At 37.3% G+C, this 21,218-nt stretch carries 18 protein-coding genes and 1 riboswitch; of the genes, 15 read left to right on the forward strand and 3 right to left on the reverse strand.

Features of this window, described 5'->3' with window-relative positions:
• The first annotated feature begins 4 nt into the window (after positions 1 to 4).
• The 5 genes from BKO01S_RS12610 to xylF all read left to right on the forward strand — a co-directional run bounded on the left by BKO01S_RS12610 (position 5) and on the right by xylF (position 6,445).
• The gene (locus tag BKO01S_RS12610) at positions 5 to 1,177 is read left to right on the forward strand and encodes a sugar ABC transporter permease (RefSeq protein ID WP_066054272.1); all 1,173 of its coding nucleotides are present in this window, start codon (positions 5 to 7) and stop codon (positions 1,175 to 1,177) included.
• Between the two features lie 187 nt (positions 1,178 to 1,364).
• A complete protein-coding gene (locus BKO01S_RS12615; protein ID WP_066054274.1) occupies positions 1,365 to 2,342 on the forward strand; it encodes a sugar ABC transporter substrate-binding protein in 978 nt (325 codons plus the stop codon).
• Positions 2,339 to 3,802 carry a sensor histidine kinase gene (locus tag BKO01S_RS12620; RefSeq protein WP_066054276.1) on the forward strand — a complete coding sequence of 488 codons (1,464 nt, stop codon included), beginning with the start codon at positions 2,339 to 2,341 and terminating at the stop codon, positions 3,800 to 3,802. The genes BKO01S_RS12615 and BKO01S_RS12620 overlap by 4 nt, the downstream gene beginning before the upstream one ends.
• Positions 3,777 to 5,312: a response regulator gene (locus BKO01S_RS12625; protein ID WP_066054279.1), complete on the forward strand. Its 1,536-nt coding sequence runs from the start codon at positions 3,777 to 3,779 to the stop codon at positions 5,310 to 5,312. The genes BKO01S_RS12620 and BKO01S_RS12625 overlap by 26 nt, the downstream gene beginning before the upstream one ends.
• Positions 5,313 to 5,353: 41 nt before the next feature.
• Positions 5,354 to 6,445: a D-xylose ABC transporter substrate-binding protein gene (gene xylF, locus BKO01S_RS12630; RefSeq protein WP_066054282.1), complete on the forward strand. Its 1,092-nt coding sequence runs from the start codon at positions 5,354 to 5,356 to the stop codon at positions 6,443 to 6,445.
• Between the two features lie 55 nt (positions 6,446 to 6,500).
• Here xylF and BKO01S_RS12635 read toward each other — a convergent pair whose 3' ends face one another.
• From BKO01S_RS12635 to BKO01S_RS12645, 3 genes are all read right to left on the reverse strand, one after another.
• The gene (locus BKO01S_RS12635) at positions 6,501 to 7,361 is read right to left on the reverse strand and encodes an RNA polymerase sigma-70 factor (RefSeq protein WP_066054284.1); all 861 of its coding nucleotides are present in this window, start codon (positions 7,359 to 7,361) and stop codon (positions 6,501 to 6,503) included.
• 4 nt (positions 7,362 to 7,365) lie between these two features.
• Positions 7,366 to 8,646, reverse strand: coding sequence for a phytoene desaturase family protein (locus tag BKO01S_RS12640; protein WP_066054286.1), 1,281 nt, complete (start codon positions 8,644 to 8,646; stop codon positions 7,366 to 7,368).
• Between the two features lie 129 nt (positions 8,647 to 8,775).
• Positions 8,776 to 9,480 (reverse strand): DUF421 domain-containing protein, encoded by a 705-nt coding sequence (locus BKO01S_RS12645; RefSeq protein ID WP_066054478.1) that lies wholly within the window; start codon positions 9,478 to 9,480, stop codon positions 8,776 to 8,778.
• A gap of 245 nt (positions 9,481 to 9,725) precedes the next feature.
• On the opposite strand from BKO01S_RS12645, the gene BKO01S_RS23950 reads away from it, so the two are divergent.
• From BKO01S_RS23950 to BKO01S_RS12695, 10 genes are all read left to right on the forward strand, one after another.
• Entirely contained in the window at positions 9,726 to 11,195 is a 1,470-nt protein-coding gene (locus BKO01S_RS23950) for a c-type cytochrome (protein WP_198158810.1), read from the forward strand.
• Positions 11,196 to 11,345: 150 nt separating this feature from the next.
• Complete coding sequence (locus BKO01S_RS12655; protein WP_066054288.1) at positions 11,346 to 12,575, forward strand: FprA family A-type flavoprotein; 1,230 nt, start codon at positions 11,346 to 11,348, stop codon at positions 12,573 to 12,575.
• A gap of 18 nt (positions 12,576 to 12,593) precedes the next feature.
• Positions 12,594 to 13,817 (forward strand): NAD(P)/FAD-dependent oxidoreductase, encoded by a 1,224-nt coding sequence (locus tag BKO01S_RS12660; protein ID WP_066054290.1) that lies wholly within the window; start codon positions 12,594 to 12,596, stop codon positions 13,815 to 13,817.
• 19 nt (positions 13,818 to 13,836) lie between these two features.
• Positions 13,837 to 14,001: a rubredoxin gene (gene rd, locus BKO01S_RS12665; RefSeq protein ID WP_066054292.1), complete on the forward strand. Its 165-nt coding sequence runs from the start codon at positions 13,837 to 13,839 to the stop codon at positions 13,999 to 14,001.
• Between the two features lie 144 nt (positions 14,002 to 14,145).
• The gene (locus tag BKO01S_RS12670) at positions 14,146 to 14,850 is read left to right on the forward strand and encodes a Crp/Fnr family transcriptional regulator (protein ID WP_232311235.1); all 705 of its coding nucleotides are present in this window, start codon (positions 14,146 to 14,148) and stop codon (positions 14,848 to 14,850) included.
• A gap of 169 nt (positions 14,851 to 15,019) precedes the next feature.
• Entirely contained in the window at positions 15,020 to 17,086 is a 2,067-nt protein-coding gene (locus tag BKO01S_RS12675) for a methyl-accepting chemotaxis protein (protein ID WP_066054296.1), read from the forward strand.
• A gap of 130 nt (positions 17,087 to 17,216) precedes the next feature.
• Entirely contained in the window at positions 17,217 to 18,164 is a 948-nt protein-coding gene (locus BKO01S_RS12680) for an HD-GYP domain-containing protein (protein WP_084362066.1), read from the forward strand.
• A 170-nt stretch (positions 18,165 to 18,334) separates the two neighbouring features.
• Positions 18,335 to 18,412, forward strand: a riboswitch (glycine riboswitch).
• Between the two features lie 162 nt (positions 18,413 to 18,574).
• A complete protein-coding gene (locus tag BKO01S_RS12685; protein WP_066054481.1) occupies positions 18,575 to 19,918 on the forward strand; it encodes an amino acid permease in 1,344 nt (447 codons plus the stop codon).
• Positions 19,919 to 20,073: 155 nt separating this feature from the next.
• Complete coding sequence (locus tag BKO01S_RS12690) at positions 20,074 to 20,661, forward strand: GGDEF domain-containing protein (protein WP_066054300.1); 588 nt, start codon at positions 20,074 to 20,076, stop codon at positions 20,659 to 20,661.
• 111 nt (positions 20,662 to 20,772) lie between these two features.
• Positions 20,773 to 21,204: a GerAB/ArcD/ProY family transporter gene (locus BKO01S_RS12695; protein WP_066054302.1), complete on the forward strand. Its 432-nt coding sequence runs from the start codon at positions 20,773 to 20,775 to the stop codon at positions 21,202 to 21,204.
• The last annotated feature ends 14 nt before the right edge of the window (positions 21,205 to 21,218 follow it).

The raw sequence follows: 21,218 nt of genomic DNA on the forward strand, positions 1-21,218 counted from the left end.
TATCATGGGTCTTTACAAAGAAGCGAAATCGTTAATTAGTGAGAATATTCGTGACTATGGGATGTATATCGCCCTTTTTGTCATTATTCTTACCTTCTCATTTATGACGGACGGATTATTTATGTCCTCACGTAATATTAGTAATTTACTAGATTCGGCTGGATATATAGCTGTATTAGCTGTCGGTATGACACTAGTTATTGTCATTAGACATATTGATTTATCAGTGGGATATGTAGCAGGTTTTCTAGGTGCGATTGCTGCAATCCTCCTTACACAAGCAGGAGTATCTATCTATATTACAATCCCTGTCATTCTACTTTTAGGAATCGTTGTAGGATTGTTCAACGGATTCCTTGTTGCACAAATTGGCATTCCGTCCTTTGTTGCCACATTAGCAGGAATGCTAATTTTTAGGGGTGCACTATTACAGGTGACAGAAAAAACAGGAACTATTATCATTCAGGATGACAGGTTTAATGCAATTGGTAATGGTTATATCCCTTCTCTTTCACAAGTAAATGGTCTTCATTTGCTTTCCCTCATTGTTGGTTTGATAGGAATCTTATTATATATTTACAGTGAAATATCAACACGAAGAAATAAAATCAAGTACGAATTTGAAGTCGTTTCTAAAGGGATATTTGTTTTAAAACTAACTTTTATTTCAGCTATTATTGCTTATCTAACATGGATTTTAGCAGGATATAACGGGTTTTCTTGGACGGTAATGATTATGCTTCTTGTTGTCATCGTTTATCATTTCCTCACAACCAAGACAGTGCTTGGAAGACATGTATATGCAGTTGGTAGTAACCCAGAAGCTGCCCATCTTAGTGGAATGAATGTGAAGAAAATAACTTATATGGTATTCGGCTCAATGGGGATGCTTGCAGCTCTATCAGGTATCTTATTTACCGCACGCTTGCAGTCAGCTACGACCACTGCAGGGACATTGTTTGAGCTTGATGCAATTGCAGCTGCCTACGTTGGTGGTGTGTCATCTGCAGGAGGAGTCGGAAAAGTAACAGGGGCCATTATCGGTGCGATTGTTATGGCTTCGTTATCTAATGGGATGAACCTACTAGGGGTCGGAATTTCCTATCAGTATATCATTCGAGGTGGTGTATTAGCTGGAGCCGTAATATTTGACGTGATGACAAGGAAAAAAAGATAGATACGTAGAAGAGGGGTTACCATGAGTAGTCCCTCTAAATATATATTTTGGTAGTAAACCCCTCATTTTTATTTCCCTCATTTAAAACAGTATAAATAAACTTAAAATTCCAACATATATATTGAAGTATTGTTTATAGATGGATATGATGAGAGTAGTTTACTATAAGTGGAAGGGGATTAATCTATTGCGAAAAACTAGTATATTCATACTATCCCTTACTTTTCTTATACTTTGCTATTTTACGTTTATATCCGCAAAAAAGGTTTTTCGCTCTGATTGGCAGCTTTCTCAAACAATGAGTCAAAATGAGCACCAGCACCGTCTTGTACTAATTACACAAGACTTGGAAACATCCTTTTGGGATCAGGTTGAAACTGGTGCACGTAACCAAGCTCTAAAGGAAGGGGCGAGCCTGGAAGTTTGGGGGAGCTACGGCAACAATCAGGAGGATTTTCTAGAGAAAATCGAGATCGCTCTCCATTCAAAAGTTGACGGGATTATCGTCCAAGGACTTGATAATGATGAATTTAAAAATCTAACAAAAATTAAGGCTTCTTTTTATGGAATCCCTATTATTACTATCGCCAATGACGTACCTATGTCAGAAAGTTTTAGAAGGACATTTGTTGGCTCTGATCAGTATCAGGCAGGTCGGATGATTGCGAATGAACTAACGAACGACATGGGAACATCAGGGACAGTAGTACTAATGTACGATAGTGATCAGGAATATTATCAAAATCAGAGACTAAGTGGAATTCAAGATGTTCTAAATGTGTATCCAAATATTAAAATGGTTCTTGCTGAGACATCTGAATCCCGAGAGCAAGTGCTGACTACCACTCAGGATGTTATGAATCTTAATCCTGATGTTGATGCTTTTATTGCTGTTAATGCAAATATTACAACGGGGTTGGTCCAAGGAATTAGTAAGCGCTCTCAAGTGGAGCCTTATTATATTTATTCGTTTGATGATGGTCCTGATACGTTGACGTTAATGAAAGAAGCGAAGCTTGATGGTGTGGTCAAGCAATCCCCTGAGATGATGGGTAAAATTAGTGTTCAGTTAATCATGGACTGGCTAAACGGTGGTACTGCTCCTCTCGATATAGAAGGTTATTTTACAGATATTCATTTTATGAAAGCGGTAGACGTAGAATGAACAGTATTCAGAAAAAAATCCTTACGTTAACGACCGTTGTCCTAGTTATTATGTCTGTAATTTGGGTAGCGCTTACATATTATAATCATAAAACTCAAAATCAGTATAATGAGATTCTACAACGTTATTTAAGTATGAATGAGGTAACGAATGCGAGTCAGGAAGTAATTACAGACCTTAATAACTACATGCTAAAGTCGACTTCTGCTAATCTAGAGCGCCTGGAGCGAAGCAAAGGTCAATTATTAGAAGCAAAAGTGGATGTCGATACTCTAAGAAACCAGGAGAACAATTTCACCTTATTGAATTATATCAACCTCATAGATAGTCTCCTAGAAACAACAGACAGATTCCTACTCTACCATGTAGAAAAAGATACAGAGGCTTCCGCAAAAGAGTTTACGGAGGCGATGCGTATTTCCAATTATATATCCGAGATGACCCTCACCTTGCTTGACGCAGAATTAAAGACGCATGATAAATTTTATCGTGGCATCATTGAACGATCTGGAGAGGTCATCAAACTTGGTATGTGGTTGCTGATGTTAATTACGTTTGTGCTTATTTTCATTACTTATTGGTTTTCATTAGGTATTACTAGACCTATTCTCAAGTTAACTCAAGCAGCCAATGAGCTATCGAATGGCAGGTTTGATGTAGAGATTCATGTGGAGACAAATGATGAGATCGCCTTTCTAGCTAGAACGTTTGACCGTATGCGTAACAATATCAATAACCTAATCTCGGAAATTAAAAATAAGGCTCAGCTTGAACGAGAACTTCAAGAGAATAAAATTTTATTGCAGGAAAGTCAATTTCGAAGCCTGCAGAGCCAGATCAATCCACATTTCTTGTTTAATACTCTGAATACACTTTCTAAGAAAGCGTATCTAGAAGGATCTGAAGAAACGAGTGATCTTCTAGTAAGTGTTGCTGGATTATTGAGGTATAACTTAAAACGAATCGATCGTTCCGTTTCATTGTATGAGGAAGTTGCTGTCTTAAGGCAATATATGGATATTCAAAAAGCTAGATTCACCGAGCGAATTAAATTACACATGGAAATAGATGAAGAATGCTTATCTATACGTATTCCCGCTTTAACGCTTCAGCCGATTATTGAGAATGCGGTTATCCATGCGATTGAGCCAAGAGAAGACGGTGGTGTCATTTGGTTTCGAGTCATGGATGAAAAAGACCGGATTACCATTGAGATTGAAGATGATGGGATGGGAATGAAGGAAGAGAAAATAAAACAAATCCTTGAGGAGTGTACGGTTGAAATGGAAGGACATTCAACAGGGATTGGATTCAGTAACGTCGTAAAGCGACTACGGCTATTCTACGGGTATGATGATGTAATAAAGATAAGAAGCTCTAGTGGTAAAGGCACAAAGGTTATTTTGCATATTCGAAAAGAAGGGGTTGAAAAGGATGATCAAGCTCCTAATCGTAGATGATGAACAAATTGAGCGGGAGGGGATGCAAGCCATTTTAGAGAAAACCTACCCAGAACATGTGATTGCCCAAGCAAAGAATGGAAAAATAGCCATCCAAATGGCGAAAGACTTCCAACCAGATGTCATTTTTATGGATATTAAAATGCCTGGAATGAACGGGCTTGAGGCCGTTGAACAAATTAGTGCAGAAAATCCAAATATTAAATTTATCATGGTAACTGCTTACGATACGTTCGATTATATGCGGCATGCCATTAAACTCGGAGTAAAAGACTATTTGTTAAAGCCTAGTAAAGCTAGTGAAATTGTGGTCACAGTTGGGAAGGTACTAAAACAGATTGAAGAAGAGCGAAAGTCCCTTGCAATGAATAGGCTTCAACAGGATGCACTTCAAAAAACTCTATCTCTTGTTGAGACTGACGTAGTTACACAACTACTTTTTGATCACGTACATGAAGTACATGTTGACATGCTCGTCGAGATGCTCGATATTCAGTCCACCAGCGAGATGTTCGTCATGCTCGTCTTACTTCCTACTGGATCGGAACACTTATATTCCTCTGTGAAAGAAAAGGTTAGACAAACGAAGAGTGGGTGGGTAGGCGCACTTTATGGCAAACAACTTCCAATCATCGTGTTCCGTCAAACAGATAAGTCATTTCGGTCCCAAGCGATAAATCTTGCTCGAGATATACTTTCCCTTGCTAATCCGGAACAAGGAGCAGGTGGGTTTATCGGGATAGGAGATGTGTGCCATTCTTTAGATAGTATTCGTCAATCGTATCAGGATGCACTTGTTGCAACGATGGATACAACACTTCACACAAAATATCGTTTTTATTCCGAGATGCCTGTTTTAGGTGATGCAAGAAATCAGCAGCTTGTTCATCATCAGAAAAAAGAATTCTCCGACCAAATTCGACTCGGACATTGGGATTATATTCGAATGAATGTCCTGAATACGCTTCAAGTATACGAGAATGAGGGAACTGATCTTTTGCAAACGCAGCAGCGGATGCTAGAGGTACTCTGGATTGTTTCTCGAGTCATGAGCGAAATGGGAGTGGAGACAATGAGTCCACTCTATTCGTATAAGGCGCAAGACTACCGTCAGCTGCGATCTGAGACCGCACAAATGCTTGATCGTATGAGACAGTCATATGTGAGTCATTACGAAAAATTAGAATCAGATACGATTCAACAGATTAAACAATATATTATTGACCATTCCCACGAGGATATTTCATTGGATGCTCTAGCGAAGAAAGTAGAGCTTAGTCCTATTTATATTAGTAAAATGTTTAAAGAAAAACTAGGAGTCAATTATATTGATTTCTTAACAGAATGCAGAATCGAGAAAGCGAAGAAATTAATGAATGACCCAGAAAAAAGCATAAAGGAAATCACTTTTGAGGTTGGCTACCATGACCCGAACTATTTCAGTAAAGTGTTTAAGAAAATGGTTGCGGTTTCACCAAATAAATATCGAAAGACACTCCTTGGAATATGAGGTTAGTGACGGTAGTTTGGTAGAAAAAGGGGAGAGGACGAATGGATCGGGATTTTTCCAAAACTAGATTGTTTATGTTCACACTCGCTCTAGTCTTTTTTACATCAGCTTGTGAAAATGCTTCTGATAATCGAGCAACTGTGGCCTCTACAGGGGAAGCTCCAAGTGACTCGAACGTTAAAGCATCTGCAGAAGAAAAAATTAAGATCGGATTCTCCATGGATACATTAGAGGAAGAACGATGGCTAAGGGATAGAGATCTCTTTAAAGAAGCTGTTGAGAAGTTAGGGGCAGAAGTAGAGATTATGGCGGCTAATGAAGATGACGCCAAGCAAATTCTACAAGCAGAGACATTAATTAGCCAAGGAGTTGACCTATTGGTTCTCGTACCTAACAATGCAGAGGCAACAGCTACCATTGTGAATAAAGCTCATTTAGCAGGTATAAAGGTTGTCTCCTACGACCGCCTAGTTAAAAATGCTGAAATCGATTTGTATATTTCCTTTGATAATGAACAAGTTGGTGAGCTACAAGCAAAAGCCATTACGAAATTGGTGCCAAAAGGGAGGTATGTTTTAATAGGAGGTGCTAGTACTGATTATAATGCTCATTTGTTGAAGAAGGGGGTGTTTAACGTACTACAGCCATACATTGACAGAGGAGACATTACAGTTGTGTATGACCAATGGACCGAGAATTGGACTCCAACAAATGCCTATAAGAACATGGTAGCAGCTTTAAAAGCTAGTAATAATCAAATTGACGCAGTCATTGCTGCTAATGACGCAACAGCAGGTGGTGCGATTGAAGCTCTCGAAGCCTATGGACTAGCTGGAGAAATACCGGTTAGTGGTCAAGATGCAGAGCTTGCAGCTGCTCAGCGTATTGTGAGTGGAACGCAGCAGATGACTGTTTACAAGCCGTTAAACATCCTAGCAGAAAAGGCTGCCGAGTTGGCGGTTAAGATGGCAAAAGGGGATAATATAGTTGCAGATAGAAAGATAAACAATGGGAAAATTGAAGTTCCTTCTGTTCTGTTAGCTCCTATCGCTGTGGATAAGAATAACTTGGATGAGACAATCATTAAAGATGGTTTCCATTCTAGGGGCGATGTTTATACACTAGATTACTAAATGATGAAGGCCCCGCTCTGGAAAAGTGGGGCCTTCTCTATAAATAGAAAAGTACTTATTTTATTGGAAGCTTGTCGGGGTTCATAATAATATATATTTCTTCAATTAAGTCGTTACATATATAGAAGCTAATAACACTATGAATCTGGTTTTTACTATAATTTACTATTGCGGGTTGACCATTGACAATATTCAATTCAGATGAAAAGTCCTCTGGAACCATTTTTATAATGCCATATAAAAGTGAAAGCACGTTAGGCTGCGAAGCGATGGGACGTACAGCAGCTTTGACCTTACCTCCACCATCGGAATAAAGCGTGACATTCTTTGATAGAAGCTTTAATAATGTATCCATGTTTTGCATCTGAAACGCTTCAATAAAACGATTGATAATTGATAGGTTTTTCTCGTAATCTAAGCTTTCTCCCTCAATACTTGCAATCTTTTGTTTTGCTCGACTGAAAACTTTTCGGCAGTTTTCTTCTTTTTTATCAATCATGTGGGCAATCTCGTTATACGAGAAATCAAAAACCTCTCTTAATAAAAGTATTGCTCGCTCGTTTGGTGTTAAATGCTCCATCATCCGTAAATAAGCTATGCTCAACCCTTCTTTTTGTAATAATAATTCAGCTGGATCGAGATCCATTGATTGCAATAACAATGGCTCTGGATTCCATGGCCCGATATATTTTTCTCGTTTGTACTTTGATGACTTTAATACGTCAAGACTGCGATTCGTCATGATTTTACAAAGATATGCTTTCTTGTTATCAATCTTCTCATCGTCTATTTGATATGCTTTTAAAAAGGTTTCATGGACGATATCTTCTGCATCAGCTACTGACCCTAACATACGATACCCTATAGAAAATAATAACGGTTTTAATTGTTTATACTCTTCATTACTGATCTGCACGAAATCACCTCTTCTCTTTTTGGATAATTTCCTCTGCTGCTAGTTTCCCACTGCAAGCAGCCCCCTCTGACAAGATATAATGCGGAGAGGCCCAATCTCCTGCTATATATAATCCAGGGATTTCAGTTTCAGAACGTTGGAAATATTTTTCATGTCCAACTAGGGGAAGACGTTGATTTACAGTGATTTTTGGAAGAAAACGACTTGTAACACAAAAGTCTCTCCATCCTGGCTGGAACGTTTCTAAAAATTGCTCAAGCTCATTTCTTACCTTAATCAAATCAATGGAATCATCAGGGTGATAGTATTTAAACACATGAACGATCGAGTTTTTACGATTTTCTGAGAGGGAGGAAACATTTGAATGTACGGAATAATAAAGGGAATCATTCATGTCTAAAGCAAATAACTTCTTAGGGTGTGGAAGCTGAGATAAAGAAATATCTAAACTAGCACCTTTGACAGGTGTTAGTTGGGGAAAAATAGTATTCGCTTTTACATTCTCGATTTCGCCTAAAAGCTTAGTTAGTTCAACTGGTCCAGTTGTACTTATTACATATTTACAGGCAATTTCATCATCATTTGAAAGAATAATTTTTAGACTGTGATGCTCGGTTGGAATAACTTGTTTGACAATAGAATGAGTTTTAATCTGTACACCTGTTATGACTGCTTTATTGTGGAGTTGGTCAATGATTGTTTGCCAACCGCCATGTAAATAGAGTACTCCGCCCAAGGAAGTCTTAATGTGAGTAACAACTATTTTTGCGCTAACTTTTTCAGGATAATGACAGTAAGTTGAAAGTCTACCAAGTGCATAAAGCAGTGATTGGACGTTTTCTGATTGAGCACCATTCTCCACCCATTGCTGAAAGGTTTGGTCAGCTAACGCCTGTGTATCGACTTTTTGAATTTTTGATAAAATGAAAATCCATTCTATCCGTTCCTTCCAATTAAATAGACTTGTTGTAAGTAGTCCCAATGGATTAAAAGGGGCTGTATATTCTTTAGTGTTTCGAGTTAATATTCCGCCTAGCTTAGGTGAACCTCCATCCAGTTTTATATCTAACTCTTCGAGAATGACTGCTGCTTTTCCTTTTTTATAAAGGGCGTGAGGTCCCAAATTAAAATAATCTTGTTTAATTTTCTCTGTTTGAGCTCTCCCGCCAACCTTGTTTCCCTTTTCAAGTATTAAAATAGATAAATCACTTTTCGCTAAATAGTTGGCGGCTATATACCCTGCTAAACCTCCACCAATAATAACAACATCCCACTTTTGATTCATATAAAAAACCTCCTAGTTATCTTTTCATCAATCATGACGAGGAGGAGAGGTTTTTGTGACATAAATAATTAAAAAAGTAACAAAAAATGGTCAGCCAACAGTAAATATAAAATTGGCTGACCATTTATTTTATTTGTATAAAAATATTTTCAAGTTATCTTTATTATCAATGGTTGCAAGAAGAACATTACTTACACTGGTTTGATAGATTCTTTCTAACTTAGTAGTAACCCATTCTTCGTTTTTCTGAATTTCCTCTAATTCAGAAGTAATTATTGTACCTTCCTTAATAATCGTCCTAGGATGTTCGTAAGGCTCTGTTTTAATTCCTAACGTTGAAGGGGTAATGGGTTGGTATTTAGGGTCTAAGAAAAATGATATTTTTCCATCTGCTTCCCAAGTGGCTAGGACTACTTTCTTCACATCATCTACTTGTCCTTCACGTAATTCTTCAAGTAAAACATCTAGGGATATTTTTGCTTTTTTCAACCCTTCATACAGGATGTTGCCGTCCTTTACAATCGTAATGGGAGGGCTATTGACTAGTCTTCTAAACCATGGCCATTTCAGAATCATATATACCCCGGAGATATATAAAACCATTAATACAGCCGTTGTTATCATAGATCCCTTTAGTCCAAGATGTTGATCGGATAACGGATGGGCAATGATATTTCCAATAACTAAAGCAATAACAAAATCAAGAAGTCTTAATTGAGATATGGATCGTTGAGTTAATACTCTAGCTACAATCAATAGAAAAATAAAACCTACAACGGCTCGAAGCACCCACTCCATACTAGTAAGCGTTTCCTGACTCTTGAAAAAATCCAACATGCAATACACACCCTTTATTCCATTTAAACTTCTAATTAGTTTACCAACGTGGTGTTGGTAATAAACTTAAGCTCTAATAAATTTTTTTTAGCTACTACATAGAATGTTCACAAAACTTATAGCAATTTAGTGAACTATGATCCTCTCTTGCTAGAAACCAACTAATGATAGTTATAATGAATTCGTATATTCTTATTACGGCTAAATAAGAAGAATAAACTATAGATATGGAAGTGAATGGATTGTCTAAAACAAACTCTATTTTTGTTATTTTATTTGCTTTATTACTAGCTATTATGGGTGGCTGTACAGAAAAGGAACAAAATCAAGCGACCGAGGGAAAAACAGTTTCTCAAGGGAAAGTGGAAACAGCCGAGGAGCTCGGACTACGTTTAGCTGGAGATACACTTGGCAGTGAGAGTCTTGCTTTTATTGGTGGTGGAGTTAGTAATAAAATCTGGGTTGCGGATGCTAAGTACCATAAATTAGTATCACAAATTGAAGTAGAAGGACCAAAATATGAACGAACTCAGCCGTATTATCCAAATTTGCACGATGTCCATGCCATCGTTTTTCCGAAGGACTTTAGTGTTCTATATACAGTGAATTGGTATGAATACGACAAACCATCGGAAGTAATTGCTTATGACCCTAAAACTTTTAAAGAGTTATGGAGATCGGAGGCTGGATTAGGCGGACATCATGCGGCTTTAACACCTGATGATAAGTATCTTTATGTGGCCAATCAATATGCTGATACCGTCTCGGTCATCGATACGACCACACATAAAAAAATTAAGGATATTAAAACAGGAATGGGCAACGATTATATTTCCCCGTCCATGTATTGGGATGGAAAAGCAATTGATTCACCCTACCTATTCGTTTCCGTTCATGAAGGCGGAAAAGTCTTTGCAATTGACTGGAAAAAACATGAGGTTGTGAAGGAAATGACGTTCGGTGGGATGGTTCATGGAATAAACTTAACACCAGACGGAAAGCAAGCCTGGGCAGCGGTCATGAATGAAAATATTGTTCCCGTTATTGATGTCAAGACACTTGAAGTGATCCATACGATTAAAACGGAGCAGTCTCCCATTCATTTATCGTTCAGTCCCGATGGAGATTACGTCTATTTTACGACCTATGGGGACCAAATTTTTAAATATAAGACCAAAGATTATAAACAAGTATGGAACGTAAAGGGAGCTACTGTACCAGCGCATACAGGAATAAGTCCGGATGGTAAAGAATTATGGACCATGAATCATGGGATGGATCCTAGCAGATACCCGTACCAATTAGGGAGTAGCACTTTAGGCGGTATACAAGTGTGGAATACAGAAGATGGCTCACTCATTAATGAGATGCCTGCACAAGGGACACCACATGAAATCCAATTTGTTCCATATTCTGCTGTAGGAATTCAAGAGATGGAAGAGTCCAAAGAGACTGAGGAAGAAACGAAAGCGGAAGATAAAACAGAAGAAGCAACAGCTGAGGCAAAGAGCCTTTATGGAAACTCATGCATTGCTTGTCATGGTGGGGATTTATCAGGTGCGTCCGGGCCAAGTCTTGAAGTGGTAGGCAGCAAATTAACAAAGGAGGAAATCGAACATATCACTATACATGGAAAAGGATCCATGCCTGGTGGTTTGGTTTCAGACAAAGAGGCAGCCTTGATCGCAAACTGGCTGTCAGAGAAGAAATAAATATATCTAAAGAGTTGATCATGGTGATACATAACCTTGATCAACTCTTTTTTTAAATTGTGATTCAAATCCTCATTTTTATTTCTGGGGAGATGTATGATGAGTTCAGTTGAGAAACACTTTCATGAAAATACTAGGAGGAATAAATAGATGAATAAAGTAATGATAGCGAAAGATACGTACTGGATTGGAAAGATTGATGATCGAGAAGTTCCATTTCACCGTTTAATACTTGGGAAAGGGACGACCTATAATGCCTACTTGCTAAAGACTGCGAAGCCTACGGTTATTGATACGGTAGATATGCAGTTTGGTAGAGAGTTTGTTGAGTACTTAAGTGAGTTAATCAATCCTGAGGAAATACAATATATCATTATTAATCATACGGAACCAGACCATTCAGGTGGACTAGCAGCGCTAGCTGGGAGAGCTCCACATGCGACAATTGTATGTACTTCCCCTGCGGTAAATGAACTAAAGGAAATGTACAAACTTCATAGCAGGAATTTCTTAGTCATTAAAGATGGAGATACATTGGATATCGGGGGGAAAACACTGAAATTTAAAGAAACTCCTTACCTGCATACAGAAGAAACGATGATCACGTATTGCATAGAAGATAAAGTTTTATACCCTTGTGATATCTTTAGCACACATGTGGCTAGTAATACTTTTTTTGCAGATGAAGCAGGCTTTGATATTACAGAGGATTTCATTGGATACTACAATGCCATTATTCATCCACATAGAAGATACGTACGAACATTAATTCAAGCATTAGAAGATTTGGATGTCCAAATGATTGCTCCGTCTCATGGTTACATTTTGCGAAAGGATATTCAAAAGTACATTGATTTGTATGCAACACTGAGTGCAGATACGATCGATGATAAAAAAGCAACCATTGTATATACAAGTCTTAGAAACAATACAAAAAAGGTAGCCGAGAGTATCAAGAGAATATTAGAAGAAAATCAAATTAATGTCTCAATCTTTAATGCAGACAAGTCCGAAAAAAGTGATATTCTTGCAAGTATTAAAGCAGCAGATGCTGTATTTATTGGTAGTTCAACAAAGTACGCAGATATGATTGGAAATCTTGAAGAGGTGCTTAAGGACTTAAAGGAAATGAATCTTGAAGGAAAGATTGCAGCTGCTTTTGGTTCCTATGGTTGGAGTGGAGAAGCCATTGAAGTCATTCAAGATTACTTACATGAAACAAATATGAATGTTCAAAGCACCTCTCACGTCATCAAAACAACAGGGATGACTCATGTAGAATTTCCAGTAAGAGTAAGATTCTCACCAAATGATGAGCAATTGAAAAAAATTGAGCACTCAACAACATTCGTTGCTGATTTACTATTAAGTGCGATTTAAGAAAAGGGTGGTGAAGAAATGATGAAACATTACTGTATTATTGGAACAGGTGTCGCTGCTGTGAATGCAGCGAAAGCAATAAGGGATATTGATAAAGAATCCCATATCTCCCTGTTTGGAGCTGAGAAGTTACTTCCATATAATAGAATCAAATTATCAAAAGAATTATTCTCGGACTTACGAAGTGAAAAAGTCCTACTCAAAAAGGAAAAGTGGTATGAGACGCAAAATATCCGAACCTACCCGAATACAAAAATTGTCAGTATCAATACCGTAGAGCATCAACTTTTTACAGATACAGGTGATACGTTTTTCTACGATAAACTCCTCCTGTGTACAGGGGCAAAAAACAGAAGACTACCGGTTAATGGAGTGGATAGAAGAGGAGTTTTTACCATTAGAGAAATGCATGAAGCAGAAGACTTCAAAACATTCATTGAGGATAAAGAGAGTGTTGTGAATATCGGCGGAGGGATTCAAGGGCTAGAAACTGCATGGTCTATTTTACAGGCAGGGAAAAAGGTTGCGATTGTGGAAGTTGCCCCAAGGTTGATGGCAAGGCAGCTAGATGAAAAGACTAGCGCACTACTAAAAAGGAAAATAGAAGAAGCTGGTGTGGATATCTACTTGAATGCCTCCATTAAAGAGATTGTTGGTAACGATCAAGTAGAAGGGATTCTCTTAAATGAAACGAGAATATTGTGTGATAGTGTTATTTACTCAATCGGTGTCGTACCTAATCTCGATCTCGTCGTAAATACTTCTATTCAAACAAATAGAGGAATCATCGTAAATGAAAGGATGGAGACAAACCTACCGAATGTGTATGCAGCAGGTGATGTGACCGAGCTTCATGGTGAAGTAGAAGGATTATGGGGCCGGGCAATGGACCAGGGGAAGGTTGCAGGCAAAAATATGGCATCAGCTACTGAATGGTATGAGAAAACAACCCCCTTTACTGTATTTAATGCCTTTGGTATATCGTTGTTTTCTATAGGATTAGTGGATGAAGGTCAGTGTGATACAACCATTATTGATGAAGATGGAGATGAAAAATACACGAGAATTTTTATTAAAGACGAGAAAATAGTTGGTGTAATCTCTCTAGAAGGCATCGTTGCCTCCACACCTTATAAAATGGCGATTGAAAAGAAGACTTCCCTGAATGGAATTTCATTAGATACTGTTTCGGTGAAGGAATTAATGAGTTTGGTAAAGGAAAGGCTGTCACAACCAGCTTAACACGAAGGAGGAAACTGGAATGAAAAAGTATATATGCTTACCATGTGGATATATTTACGACCCGGCGATAGGGGATCCTGATGAGTGCGTGGAACCAGGAACACCGTTTGAAGAGCTGCCAGAAGATTGGGTATGTCCGGTTTGTGGAGAAGATACTGATCAATTCGCAGTGGTAAAGGAATAAAGCAAAGATCGCAGCTAACCATTAGCTGTGGTCTTTTTTACTAGCAGTGATGTAAAGCACAAAATCCATGAATAGCTTATGGTATATTTTTATGAGATTCATTATCAATAGAAATAAATAATATAGGTGATGATTATGAAGGAAATGAGTTGTAGTCATGATAAAATGCTTGGACCTTGCCCCAAAAAAGTACCAATCTTTGGAGCATTATCTGAGGAAGAAATCCTAAAAGTTGCAAAGATGGCCAAGCATACCCAATTTAAAAAGGGAGAGTTGCTTTTACATGAAGGAGAGAAATCCAATCGGTTATTTATTGTGAACAAAGGCCAAGTCAAAGTATCAAAGTTCACCATTGATGGAAAAGAACAGATTTTATATATTTTAACAAGCGGGGAATTCTTTGGTGAGCTACACCTTTTCAATAACGAAGAAGTCAATAATTTCAGTGTGTATGCAATAGCAGACACAGAGATTTGTATCATTACAAAAGATGATATTGACCGAATCATGGAAGCAAATCCAGAAATCTCTATAAAATTACTAAAAGCTTTGACAAAAAGACTAGCACATACGGAAACGCTCGTACAGAACTTAGCCACCAAGGATCCTGAAGTAAGGATTGCTCATATGATTCTAGAATTTTGTCAAAAGTTCGGAACAGAGGAAAGCGGCGGAATTCTCATACATCTCCCCATAACAAGAGAAGAAGTGGCAAGCTATGTAGGGGTAACTAGAGAAACAATTAGTCGTAAATTCAGTAAGTTTGAGAGTTTAGGTTTAATTTCTCAACAAGGTAATAAAAAGCTATTAGTGAAAGAGTATGTAGCCTTAAAAGAATATGTAGAGTAAAAAAACACAATGGTTGAATCATTGTGTTTTTTACTCTTTAGGTACTTGTATATACTAATTTGTGGAAAGTTCTAGAAAGTGGTAATAGAACTTAATAAATATGTGTACTAGTCGATAAATAGCTAAGAAGACTCTCAAGCTACTAATGAGAGTACTAGGAGGGGGACACATGAGAAAACAACTACGTAAGAAAAGCATTGCAACATCAATGATCTCTTTTATTATCCCTGTGGTTATTATTGTTCTTATTGTGATATCTACAATTGGTTATACATTTTCGAAGAATATCATCGCAAACCAATTGGATAATCAAATGGCAACTAAGCTACAAGAAACGGTACAAACGATTAATAATATTTTAGAAACGGAAAAAGGCCTTGCTAAGAGCATGGCAAAGACGGTTGAATCCCATTCTGAGTTATTACATGAGAGTGATTATGATGAATTGTTATTAAATTATATTCCGATGTACGAAGAAACATTTGGGATGGGTGTTTGGTTCGCTCCATCTGCCTTTAAGGGAAAAGAGAAGTATGCACCGTTTGCTTATAAAAATGGAGGCAGCGTTGTTACAGACGATTCGTATACAACAGGTGACCTTGATATTTGGTCGACAGAGTGGTACCAAGTTGGTTCGCAATCTGAGGGAGGTTGGACTAAGGCGTATGTTGATCCATCTACCAATGTTTCTATGGTAACGGCGGCATATCCAATCCAGCAATCTGATGATAAGCTAACCGGTGTTGTGACGGTAGATATGGATATTAGTAGTATTCAAAAGTTAATTAGTAATTTGAAAATCGATTACGAAGGTAAGGCTTTGTTAGTTGAGGCTGAAGGTATTTATTTAGGTGGTGTAGAGGAAGACCGTCTTACTACTGAAAACATCAAAGAAGATGATAATCAGTCTTTAACTGCTGCTGCTGAAAAAATGTTGGCAGATGAGAAAGGAAAAACAGAATACACGGCAAATGACGAGAAGTATCTTTTTTATTATGCAACAATCCCAGATACGAAATGGAAGATTGGAATCAGTGTAAGTGAAACGAACTTATTTAAAAACTTAAATACATTGTTTTATATTTTTGTCATCACGGGCCTCGTTTCTATTGCAGTTGTAACTATATTAATTGTGATCTATTCTAACCGAATGGGAAAAACAGCGAAGAAATATAGTCATATTGCAGAGCTTGTTGCAGAAGGGCATCTCGTAAATGAATTTGAGGAAAAAGAATTGCAAAGAAAAGATGAATTAGGCGATATTGGAAGAGCGCTTTTCACCATGCAGAATAATCTTACGAATGTAATCAAGAACTTCCAGGCGAATGCATTGAGCATCGATGATCATGCACAAAATTTATCATCCTTCTCTGAGGAAATGAGCGCAACTTCTGAGAATGTGGCTTTGGCGATAGCAGACGTGGCCGAAGGGGCATCAGAGCAATTTGAAAAATTAAGAAATGTAAATACCATTATTAATCGATTCGGAGCAGATTTGGATTCTGTGAATCAGTCCATTAATGAGGTCGATGCTTCTACCAACTCTATCATGGGGATGGCGAATGAAAGCAGCGAGGAAATTGGTCGTATGATTACATCTTTTGAGGCATTAAATGAAAATTTCATGGAATTAATTCAACAAGTAAAATCGGTGGAAATGAATATACGCCAGGTAAATGAAATGACAGAAATCATTAATTCCATTGCCGATCAAACGAACTTGTTAGCACTTAATGCCGCGATTGAGGCAGCTAGAGCTGGAGAATCCGGAAAAGGATTTGCGGTAGTGGCGAATGAAATTAGAAAATTAGCTGAAAAGAGTAGGGAATCATCCGAGAAGATTGATACGATCATTAAAGGAGTATCAATTGACACTGGAAAGATGGTAGGTTCGACTGAAGAAGTAAACACGGAACTGTTATTGCAAAGAACACAACTAGATGCAACCGTCCATTCCTTTGAAGAAATCATACATGCTGTTGAGAGAATTACGCCAAAAATCAAAGAAACGAAAGAATCGTCAGGAAAAATACAAAGGGATAAAAATGCGATTCTTACAGAAATTGATAAAGCAGGAGCCATTGCTGAGAATGTAGCAGCATCTGCCGAAGAGATTTCTGCTTCAGCAGAAGAAATGTCGTCATCGACGGAGGAAGTAGCAGCTTCGGCAGGAAGCTTAGGTGGAATGACGAATGAAATGAGAGAAAAGATAGAATTCTTTAAAATGAGATCATAGACTTTTAGAAATGCAGTTCCTCCTTCGGGGGACTGCATTTTTTTCATTACTATATCCTTTTAAGGTTTTCTTAAGGTTTATCTTTAATAATGAGTGAAGTTTGAATGAAAAAGTAGGAGAAGATATATATATGAGATCTAGGTGGTCTGTTTTGTTAGAGAGAACTGATATTTACCGTTGGTTATTTGGTGGAACGGTTATCCTTTATTTTTTTAGTGGCGAATACATAAATAATCGAGATATTTTCATGTTAGTAACTTTAATTATCCTTTGTTTTGCCGCATTATCATTTCGAAAAGTGTGGATACAAATTTTTACTAGCGGAGTTATATCGCTTATTGGAGCTTACCATGTACCCGATTTCAGTATTCAAGTAACCCTCCTGCAATGGGTTTGGTACTTTGTAATGGCTACGTTTATTATGGTTCTGATTGAAAAGTATATTGGTGAGAAAAGAAATATGATAGATCTTATCACCTCTTTAGCTAACACGTTGGATTCAAGAGATAATTATACAGCTTTCCACTCGAACAACGTGGCGAATTATTCAAAATCGATAGCCGAAGAGTTAAAACTAAAGCAAAACGTATGTAAAAATATTTATATTGGTGGTTTGCTTCATGATATTGGGAAAATTGGCATTTCGGAAAATGTGTTAAATAAATCTGCTAAATTAACGACGGATGAATTTTCTCATATTAAACAACACCCCACGATTGGATATGAATTGGTAAAGCATATAAAGCCGTTTGAGAAAAGTGGGATATTAAATATGATCTTATATCACCATGAACGCTATGACGGGAAGGGATATCCAAAAGGATTAAAGGGAGAGGAGATACCATTAGAAGCTCGTATTATGGCAGTTGCTGATGCATTTGACGCAATGACCTCGCATCGTGTGTATCGTGAGGCAAGAAGATTAGAATTTACGCTAAATGAATTACGTAAAGAGAGAGGTAAACAGTTTGACCCAGTAGTCGTAGATGCCTTTTTAAAAAGGATGGGGAAAACAAATATCAATTTATTTTCTAGTGAACAAGCTGAAGGATCAAGTTATCAAAATGTTGGATCTTAAAAGTACGATTGTTCATCATACCACAAAAATATTCTTGACCAACTGAAAGAATACTGCTAGAATTACAAATTATTGTACAATAATAGCTTTATAGTTTGTTATAAGTAACAAACTTAGGCTGTAAATAAAATAATCAAGCAGCTATGATTGTTGTGGGTCAAACTATAACAGGAGCGGCTTCTGGAGAGATCGCATTATTGCGACGCCGAAGGGTTCACAATCTCAGGCAAAAGGACAGAAGAGTAGAGATACTAATTGGTTTGAATGGAAAAGTGGGATAACCCTTTTTTCGCATTCAACTATGTGTATTTGTTATTCTGACGTTTTAGAGATTGGGGGGAACTCCAGTCTCTTTTTTTATGGCTATTATTCTTACAATAATTATTAGAGAGAAAACGGAGGAATTTCAAGTGGCACAGCATGAGTTAAAAAGGGAACTGAAAAATCGTCACGTACAGCTAATTGCAATCGGTGGTACGATTGGTACAGGATTATTTTTAGGTTCAGGAAAAGCAATTTCATTAGCAGGTCCCTCAATTATCTTAGCCTATTTAATAGTAGGTATCGCAACATTTTTTGTGATGAGAGCATTAGGGGAGCTTTTATTATCGAATGCAGGTTATCAATCATTTACTGATTTTGCTGTAGACTATATTGGACCGTGGGCAGGTTTTGTAACAGGATGGACGTACTGGTTCTGTTGGATTATGACGGCGATGGCAGATATCATTGCCGTTGGGATGTATGTACAGTATTGGTTTGATATTCCGCAATGGGTCCCAGCGCTTATCTGTCTAGTCATTTTATTAGGGTTAAACCTATTGACAGTAAAGCTCTTTGGAGAATTAGAGTTTTGGTTTGCTATTATTAAGGTTATTACGATTTTAGCTTTAATTGCCATTGGTGTTGTCTTACTTGTCATTGGGTTTAAAACAGATGCTGGAACTGTTTCGGTGCAAAATTTATGGCAACATGGAGGATTTTTCCCGAATGGAATTAGCGGCTTTTTGTTTTCGTTTCAAATGGTCGTGTTTGCTTTTGTAGGAGTCGAGCTGGTGGGTGTTTCTGCTGCAGAAACGAAAGATCCGAGGAAAAATATCCCATCTGCCATTAATAAAATTCCATTACGAATCCTGTTCTTTTACGTAGGTGCATTAATTGTCCTATTGTGTATTAACCCATGGAACCAATTAAATGCTGATACTAGTCCTTTTGTTAAGACCTTTAGTCTGGTTGGTATTCCCGTTGCGGCAGGGATCATTAACTTTGTCGTATTAACTTCTGCAGCTTCGGCAAGTAATAGTGGTTTGTTCTCAACAAGCCGAATCATGTTTAACTTAGGACGCCAAAATGGTGGAAAGGGAATGCTTACAAAACTAAATAAAAACGCCGTACCAAGTAATGCGTTATTCATTTCAACTGTTATCGTTTCGGTCGGCACACTTTTAAGTAAATTGATCCCGGAGCAAGCCTTTGGCATAGTGACAACCATTAGTGCCATTTGTTTCATCTGGGTATGGAGTATCATATTAATCTCTCATATTAGATATAAGAAAACACGTCCAGATTTGCACCAAGCGTCAATCTTTAAAGCTCCACTCACACCGTTTATTAACTATGTAGTTCTAGCAATTTTTGCATTTATTTTACTTGTCATGCTTATTGCAGAAGCTACCCGTCCTGCACTGTTAATGACACCATTATGGTTTGTTTTATTATTTGTTTTGTACTTCCTTAAAGGTAAAAAAGCCTAAAATAATATCTGATAAAAAAGTAACTAGCTCTATTCTAGTTACTTTTTTTCATTAAAGTTATATACCTAATTATTTACAGTGTAGTTATAAAGAACTATAATAATAGTAGTATTTGCCAATTGTAATATAATTCACAAAGTGAGTAGGGAAATTATATGAGGTTACTTTACTTCTCTTTAGGTTTACTTCTAGGTCTAATGATTTTGCCGGTCTACAGGAAAGTTGAGCGGAAGAAGTGGATAAAATTTCAGCAAGATTTAGAATATCGAATGAATCATGACTCATTAACTGGAATATATAATAGAGATTTTTTCGAATCAGAGTGCACCGTGTTGAATGAGGATACGAACTCTTCTGTGGCTATTCTAGTTTGTGATTTAGATGATTTAAAGGTGACGAACGATACATATGGACATAAGCAAGGAGATGAACTAATTAAAAATGCAGCTTGGGTGCTCCATGATTTTTCCTCTGAGAACATTACGGTGGCGCGATTAGGTGGAGACGAATTCGTGTTACTCGTTACAGAAACCACAAAAGGAGAGGCAAAGCAGCTTGTATCCCAAATACTAAATAGCATCCATGAATACAATGCAAGATTATCAAATATAGAGATTAAACTATCTATTGGCTTTGCTTTTACTCAAAATTCGCTTGGGCAAATGACAAAACTATTTGCTCAAGCTGATCAAAATATGTATTCCAATAAGAACGAAAGAAAGCTTCTAACATGTGTGAAATAGGGACACTTTGTCGAAAGACAAGGTGTTTTTTTAACGTTTTATACTGGGTAAAAACATAAAAATAGGAATTTAGGTGAAGTTAATAATAAAACTGCCAAATAGGAGAACTTTATGCAAAACCTAGGAAAGATACTACTCCCAAGACAATTATTTCTATTGCTAGTTCTATCAACTGGTTTACTAAACCATGTCATACTTATTCCAAACTTATTAACAGCAGCCGGAAGAGACAGTTGGTTAAGTGTAATAGTTGCATACCCAATTGCCCTAATGTTTCTTTGGTTAATTTATTACATCATTAAAAATAGCCCCAATGAGGGATTCTTTTACATGATAAGAAATCGATTTGGACATATTTTCTCTTATTTATTTCTAGCTCCAGTTTTCCTATTTTTATTTATAAGCTCCTATGTCACCTTAAGAGACTTAATGATCTGGTTAAGTGCGTATTTCCTCTCAGAAGCCCCTATTACGATGATCATTATCCTACTAATTATCGTATTTAGAGAAAAACTCATTAAAGGATGTAAAAGTTTCAGTTAGAATTCTTCATTATA

This window comes from Robertmurraya korlensis NBRC 107688, assembly GCF_001591645.1.
In the GTDB taxonomy this organism is placed as follows: Bacteria; Bacillota; Bacilli; order Bacillales; family Cytobacillaceae; genus Robertmurraya_A.

Bases quoted from the DNA above. Each gene is read 5' to 3' on its own strand.
- BKO01S_RS12610 (WP_066054272.1), top strand. From the start codon at position 5: ATGGGTCTTTACAAAGAAGCGAAATCGTTAATTAGTGAGAATATTCGT.
- BKO01S_RS12620 (WP_066054276.1), top strand. From the start codon at position 2,339: ATGAACAGTATTCAGAAAAAAATCCTTACGTTAACGACCGTTGTCCTA.
- BKO01S_RS12625 (WP_066054279.1), top strand. From the start codon at position 3,777: ATGATCAAGCTCCTAATCGTAGATGATGAACAAATTGAGCGGGAGGGG.
- xylF (WP_066054282.1), top strand. From the start codon at position 5,354: ATGGATCGGGATTTTTCCAAAACTAGATTGTTTATGTTCACACTCGCT.
- BKO01S_RS12640 (WP_066054286.1), bottom strand. From the start codon at position 8,646: ATGAATCAAAAGTGGGATGTTGTTATTATTGGTGGAGGTTTAGCAGGG.
- BKO01S_RS12655 (WP_066054288.1), top strand. From the start codon at position 11,346: ATGAATAAAGTAATGATAGCGAAAGATACGTACTGGATTGGAAAGATT.
- BKO01S_RS12660 (WP_066054290.1), top strand. From the start codon at position 12,594: ATGATGAAACATTACTGTATTATTGGAACAGGTGTCGCTGCTGTGAAT.
- rd (WP_066054292.1), top strand. From the start codon at position 13,837: ATGAAAAAGTATATATGCTTACCATGTGGATATATTTACGACCCGGCG.
- BKO01S_RS12670 (WP_232311235.1), top strand. From the start codon at position 14,146: ATGAGTTGTAGTCATGATAAAATGCTTGGACCTTGCCCCAAAAAAGTA.
- BKO01S_RS12675 (WP_066054296.1), top strand. From the start codon at position 15,020: ATGAGAAAACAACTACGTAAGAAAAGCATTGCAACATCAATGATCTCT.
- BKO01S_RS12680 (WP_084362066.1), top strand. From the start codon at position 17,217: ATGAGATCTAGGTGGTCTGTTTTGTTAGAGAGAACTGATATTTACCGT.
- BKO01S_RS12690 (WP_066054300.1), top strand. From the start codon at position 20,074: ATGAGGTTACTTTACTTCTCTTTAGGTTTACTTCTAGGTCTAATGATT.
- BKO01S_RS12695 (WP_066054302.1), top strand. From the start codon at position 20,773: ATGCAAAACCTAGGAAAGATACTACTCCCAAGACAATTATTTCTATTG.